The sequence below is a fragment of the Oscillibacter sp. genome, assembly GCF_031978065.1.
GTDB lineage: Bacteria > Bacillota > Clostridia > Oscillospirales > Oscillospiraceae > Oscillibacter.
Genome location: NZ_DALZCH010000036.1, coordinates 1 through 5,351, shown reverse-complemented (window position 1 = coordinate 5,351; position 5,351 = coordinate 1). Strand labels below are relative to the sequence as shown.

Annotated in this window: 4 protein-coding genes; 3 read left to right on the top strand and 1 reads right to left on the bottom strand. The window is 56.6% G+C overall.

What is annotated here, in order from left to right:
* Positions 1-287: 287 nt before the first annotated feature.
* Positions 288-485: an alpha/beta-type small acid-soluble spore protein gene (locus tag RTK01_RS07220; RefSeq protein ID WP_293007622.1), complete on the top strand. Its 198-nt coding sequence runs from the start codon at positions 288-290 to the stop codon at positions 483-485.
* A gap of 124 nt (positions 486-609) precedes the next feature.
* Here RTK01_RS07220 and RTK01_RS07215 read toward each other — a convergent pair whose 3' ends face one another.
* A complete protein-coding gene (locus tag RTK01_RS07215; protein WP_312280327.1) occupies positions 610-2,802 on the bottom strand; it encodes a 5'-nucleotidase C-terminal domain-containing protein in 2,193 nt (730 codons plus the stop codon).
* Positions 2,803-3,064: 262 nt separating this feature from the next.
* Here RTK01_RS07215 and hydA point away from each other — a divergent pair, with 262 nt between their 5' ends.
* Positions 3,065-4,441: a dihydropyrimidinase gene (gene hydA / locus RTK01_RS07210; RefSeq protein ID WP_312280326.1), complete on the top strand. Its 1,377-nt coding sequence runs from the start codon at positions 3,065-3,067 to the stop codon at positions 4,439-4,441.
* A gap of 184 nt (positions 4,442-4,625) precedes the next feature.
* Complete coding sequence (locus RTK01_RS07205) at positions 4,626-5,090, top strand: nucleoside deaminase (protein ID WP_312280325.1); 465 nt, start codon at positions 4,626-4,628, stop codon at positions 5,088-5,090.
* The last annotated feature ends 261 nt before the right edge of the window (positions 5,091-5,351 follow it).

Here is a 5,351-nt window from a genome sequence, read left to right as displayed (position 1 = left end):
TATCTATTGTCTGTCCGCCACTGAAAAAAGTTAAGCCTTTGTTTTTGCCTTCTTTCGGGTTGACGAAAACCTCGCAAGCGGGTTCTATCTTAGCTGCGCAGGGTTTTGAGGCTCCTGCGCGCCGTGCCGTTCAATTTTTCAGAAGGTGAGAATTTGAAGTGCTTCAAAATTTTACCGCCAAAATTTCGGCATATTCTTATTTTTTCGAGTCAAACTACTCTTGCGATACCCAGAAACCCACAAACACGAATTCAATAAATTCGGAATTGAGAAAAGGAGAAACAATTATGGCTAGCAAGAACACTAACAAGATCAACGTGCCCGAGGCCCGCGCGGCAATGGATAAGTTCAAGATGGAGGCTGCTTCCGAGGTTGGCGTCAACCTGAAGGAAGGCTATAACGGCGACCTCACCTCCCGCGAGGCCGGTTCTGTCGGCGGCCAGATGGTCAAGAAGATGATCGAATCCTACGAGAAGTCTCTGTAACTTCTCTTAAGGCAAATACGCGGCTCCCGGTTTTATCTGCCGGGAGCCGCGTTTTGTTGATAATGAAGGCCCGCCGGTCCCAAAACCGAACCGGCGGGCTTTTTTAAACAATCAGCCGATAAAATCAGGCCGTTTTGGCTGCGGTCAGAGTGGAGGCAAAGCGATAGATAATTGCTGCGGACTGGCCGCGGGTGGCGGTGGCAAAGGGACGGATGGTGTTGTCGTTAAATCCGTTGATCAGGCTGTTGCCGTTGGCCCAGACCAGTGCCTTGGTGGCATAAGAGGAAACCTGACTGGCATCGGTAAACGCGCCCAGACTACCGCCGACGCTGACACTATACCCCAGAGCCTCCGCATAGCGGAACATAAACGCCGCAAACTGCTGGCGGCTCACGGAGTCACCGGAGACGAAGGTGGTTTCGGTCTTGCCGTTGACAATGCTGTTCTCGTTGGCCCAAGCCACAGCCTTGCCCAAATCGGTGGCAAAGTCCACGTCGGTAAAGGCGGGATTCGCCTTGGCGGAGGGCTTGCCGGCCAGATTCCACAGGGCCAGCACCACGTCGCCCCGGGTCATGGTGACGTTGGGGCTGAAGGCGGTGCCGGAGGTACCGGGAATCAGGCTCTTTTCAATGGAGAAGAGCACCGCGTCATAGTAATAGGCGTTGGACGCCACGTCGGTAAAGGGCATGACCGCGCCGGTGACGGTGATGCGGCCCTGTGCCTTGGAATACTCGGCGGGAACGGTGCCCTTCAAAGTGCCGGTGATGTAGTTAATCAGAATTTCATTGTCCAGCATGGCGGGAACGCTGAGGGTCTTGCATTTCTGGAACATATTCAGGCCGTCGCCCGCGTCCTCCAGCATATAGTTGTGGGAAGCCAGCTTGTAGGTCTTGGTGGCCACGATGTCCACGCCGCCGACCTTCACGTCCTTGACCCGCCGTGCGCCGGTGACAGAGACAAACATCTTGTTGTCGTCGGTCTTCACGGTGGAGGGAACGCTGGTGTCGATGGTGTAGGTCAGGCCGGAAACCTGAAGGAAGCCGCCATTTTCATCGGGGGTGGTGCGGGAGGCCATTTCAAGCGCGTCCAGAATCTGCGCTCCGGTGGCCTCCACCATACGTAGCTCGTTGCCGAAGGGATGCACGGCGATAATCTGACCGTAGGTAATATTGCCTGCCTTGATGTCGGCACGGATGCCGCCGCCATTGACAATGGCCACATCTGCGCCTGCCGCGTCGCGGTAAGCGTCGGCAACCAGATCGCCCAGATTGGTTTCCTGATTGCGGATGGCGCGGGTCTTGCCGTCGGCCTCCAGCGTAGTCAGGTCAACGGAGGTCTTGGCAACCACCTTATTCAGCAGCGCGTCGTTTTTGGCCTGAATGCCCTTGACAAAGGTGTCAACGGTAGAATCCTTGGCGGTATAGTCCGTCACCAGCTCGGTGGAAACAGTCCCGCTGGATTTGATGACCAGCTTGCCGATGGCGGCAAGCTTCGTGCCGGTGGAGGTCAGCAGAACGGTCTTGCCGTCCTTATCCGCGACCTTCTGAGAGGGGATGGTGCTGTGGGCATGGCCGTCGAGGAAGGCGGTCAGACCGGAGACGTTGGCAATCACGTCGGCGGAGCGCCAGGGAGCGCTCTGCGCGTCGTCGCCAAGATGGCCCACGGCGATGACATAGTCCGCGCCTGCGGTCTTGGCGGAATCAACCGCGGACTGCACGGCGTTGTAAAGCTCCTTGCCGTTGTTGCCGGCGCAGAAGCCGTAAATGTACTTGCCGGTGTTGTCCTGGAAGTAGGTGGGGGTGGACTTGGTGATGGACTCGGGCGTGGCAATGCCCACATAGGCCACCTTGGTGTCGCCGTAGGTGACCATCTTGTACGCATCGAACACGGGCTTATTGCTCCGCAGGTCCATAAAGTTGGCGCAGATATAGCCGCTCTTCAGGGCCTTGGAGAGGTTAAAAAACTGATCCATCCCGTAGTCAAACTCGTGGTTGCCGGGGATAGCCACATTGTAGCCTACCTGATTCATGATGTCCACGATGTATTCGCCCTTGGACAGGGTGCCCAGAGCCGCGCCCTGCACCGCGTCGCCCACGTCTACAAGGGTCACATTGTCGGTGGCCTTGCGCATCTCGGCGGCGTAGGCCGCGAAGCCTGCGTAGCCGATATTGTCGTCCACACCGCAGTGAACGTCGTTGGTGTACAGCACCACAATGTCGCCCTTGTCCACCGCGGCGGGGGTTTCAGCGGCGAAGCTGAGCGTGGTCAAAGACATGGCCGTAATCACAGCCAGCAACAGGGAAATTGCCTTTCTCATCTTTTACCTCCTTCATTTTAAAAGCGCGGCGCAAACCGTGCTTTATGTTGAGATCAGTATAACCCGCACCGAGAAAAAAAGAAAGAGGAAAACGCAAAATCGGCGTAAAATTTGCCAGATTGGCCCAATGGCCGCGCGAAAAAAGGGAGCCGGGTCTCGGTGCAAAAATATTTTGCGACAGGGGCTCTACACATCTGGAAATCCGGAGAAAACTATGCTATGCTGAGGGCGTATCAAGACAAAACGCAAGGGAGGATTTTGGATGAGAACATTGCTCAAGGGCGGCGGCGTGGTGTCAGGCCGGGGAGTTCGCCGGGCGGACGTGCTGATCGACGGAGAAAAGATTGTTCAGGTTGGCAGGGGACTGTCTGCTGCGGGAGAAAATGTGGTGGACGTGTCGGGAATGCTCTTGTTCCCCGGCTTTATCGATGCTCACACTCACTTTGACCTAGACGTGGCCAACACTACCACCGCAGACGATTTTACCTCCGGCAGCCGAGCCGCCATCCGCGGCGGCACCACTACCGTGATCGACTTTGCGTGTCCCAACAAGGGGGAGTCTCTGCAATACGGGCTGGATTTGTGGCACAAAAAGGCCGATGGACGCGCCTTTTGCGACTACGGCTTCCATATGACCATCGACGATTGGAACCCCTCCGTGGAGGCAGAGCTTCCGGCTATGTTTGCTCAGGGAATTTCCTCTTTTAAAATGTATCTTACCTATCCTGCCATGATGATTGGCGACGGCGCGATTTACAGCGCGCTGAAAGCCCTGCGTCGGCTGGGCGGCATCTGTGGCTTCCACTGCGAAAACGCCGGAGTGATCGACGCTATGATTGCAGAGAAAAAGGCCGCCGGGGAGCTATCCCCCACCTCTCATCCCCAGACCCGGCCCCCGTATCTGGAGGCCGAGGCGGTGAGCCGCCTTTTGCGCATCGCGCAGGCGGCGGACAGCCCGGTGATTATTGTGCACCTCACCAACCGTCAGGCGCTGGAGGAGGCGGAATCCGCCCGGAAGCGGGGGCAGAAGGTTTATGTGGAGACTTGCCCCCAGTATCTGGTGCTGGACGACAGCGTTTATTTCAACGAGGACTATTCCGCCGCCGCGCGGTATGTCTGCGCGCCGCCTATCCGGGCGAAGGAGGAGCAGACATATTTGTGGCGGGGGCTGAAGCGGGGCCTGATTCAGACTGTCTCCACCGACCACTGTGCGTTCACGCTGGAGCAGAAGGATGTGGGCCGGGGGGACTTCACAAAGATTCCCGGCGGACTTCCCGGCGTGGAGACCAGAGGCGAGCTGCTGTATTCCTTTGGTGTGGAGAAGAAGAAAATTGCGCTGCCCACCATGTGTCAGGTGCTCAGCGAGAACCCCGCCAAGCTGTATGGCCTGTATCCCCGCAAGGGCGCCATCCGGGTGGGGAGCGACGCGGACATCGTGGTGTATGACCCCGGCGCAAGCCATGTCATCCGGGGGGAGGACAGCGTGAGTGCCGCGGGATATTCTCCCTACGAGGGGGTTGTCACCTCCGGCGGCATCGCGCAGGTCTATCTGCGGGGCAGACTGATGGCGGAGCTTGGCAGAATTCTGGTGGCGGAGCCTCATGGAAAATACATGGCTCGGGGAAAGAACTCTCTTTAAAAGATTTGAGCCTTTCGCCTGTGAGCGGGTGACTGTCAAGCAGAATTTCAGACGAAACGAAAAAGAGGGTCGGCTCCGGATGTACTTTCGTATCCGGAGCCGACCGCAAAATAAGCCGAGGGAAATCAGGCGCGCGAAAGCTGCCCCAACCCATCGGCAAACCAACATTCAGGAGGCGAACAGCGTGAACGACGAGGTTTTTATGAAGCAGGCAATCGAGATTTCCCGGCTGGCAGTGGAACACGGAAACGAGCCGTTTGGCGCGGTGCTGGTCAAAAACGGAGAAGTTGTGTATACGAACGAAAACCAGATTTACACGATGCACGACCCATCCTTCCACGGAGAAGCCGGACTGATCCGGCGGTTTTGCGCGGAAACCGGGATTACGGACTTGACGGAGTATACCATGTATTCAAGCTGCGAACCCTGCTTTATGTGCAGCGGCGCCATGGTGTGGGTGAAGCTTGGACGGCTGGTTTTCGGAGCGAGCAACGATGACCTTGAGCGTATTTTGGGCAATGATGGCTGCGAATGCAGCCGGATGGTCTTTGAAAATTCTTTTCACAGTCCCAAGGTTACCTCCGGTGTTTTGCGGGAGGAGAGCCTTGCGGTGCTGGAAAGCTATTTTAAAAGCCACGCAAAGGGATAAACGTCGCTTGAAATTTGACGGGAGATGGTGGTTGCGTCTAATAAGAATTGGACAAGAGAGCTTACCGTCAGGCTCATACAGGACGAAGCGCCTGTCGAGTGGATTCCCCGAGGATTTTAAGCTGTATTATGAAAAAAAGGCGGGCGTCCGGTAGATACCGGACGCCCGCCTTTTTGTTTCAAGCTTGATGGACGCATATCCGCAACGCGGCAAATGACGTTCTGTTTACTTGAAGTTTTAGATGCGGTCCACCAGCTCCGC

Bases quoted from the DNA above. Each gene is read 5' to 3' on its own strand.
- RTK01_RS07220 (WP_293007622.1), top strand. From the start codon at position 288: ATGGCTAGCAAGAACACTAACAAGATCAACGTGCCCGAGGCCCGCGCG.
- RTK01_RS07215 (WP_312280327.1), bottom strand. From the start codon at position 2,802: ATGAGAAAGGCAATTTCCCTGTTGCTGGCTGTGATTACGGCCATGTCT.
- hydA (WP_312280326.1), top strand. From the start codon at position 3,065: ATGAGAACATTGCTCAAGGGCGGCGGCGTGGTGTCAGGCCGGGGAGTT.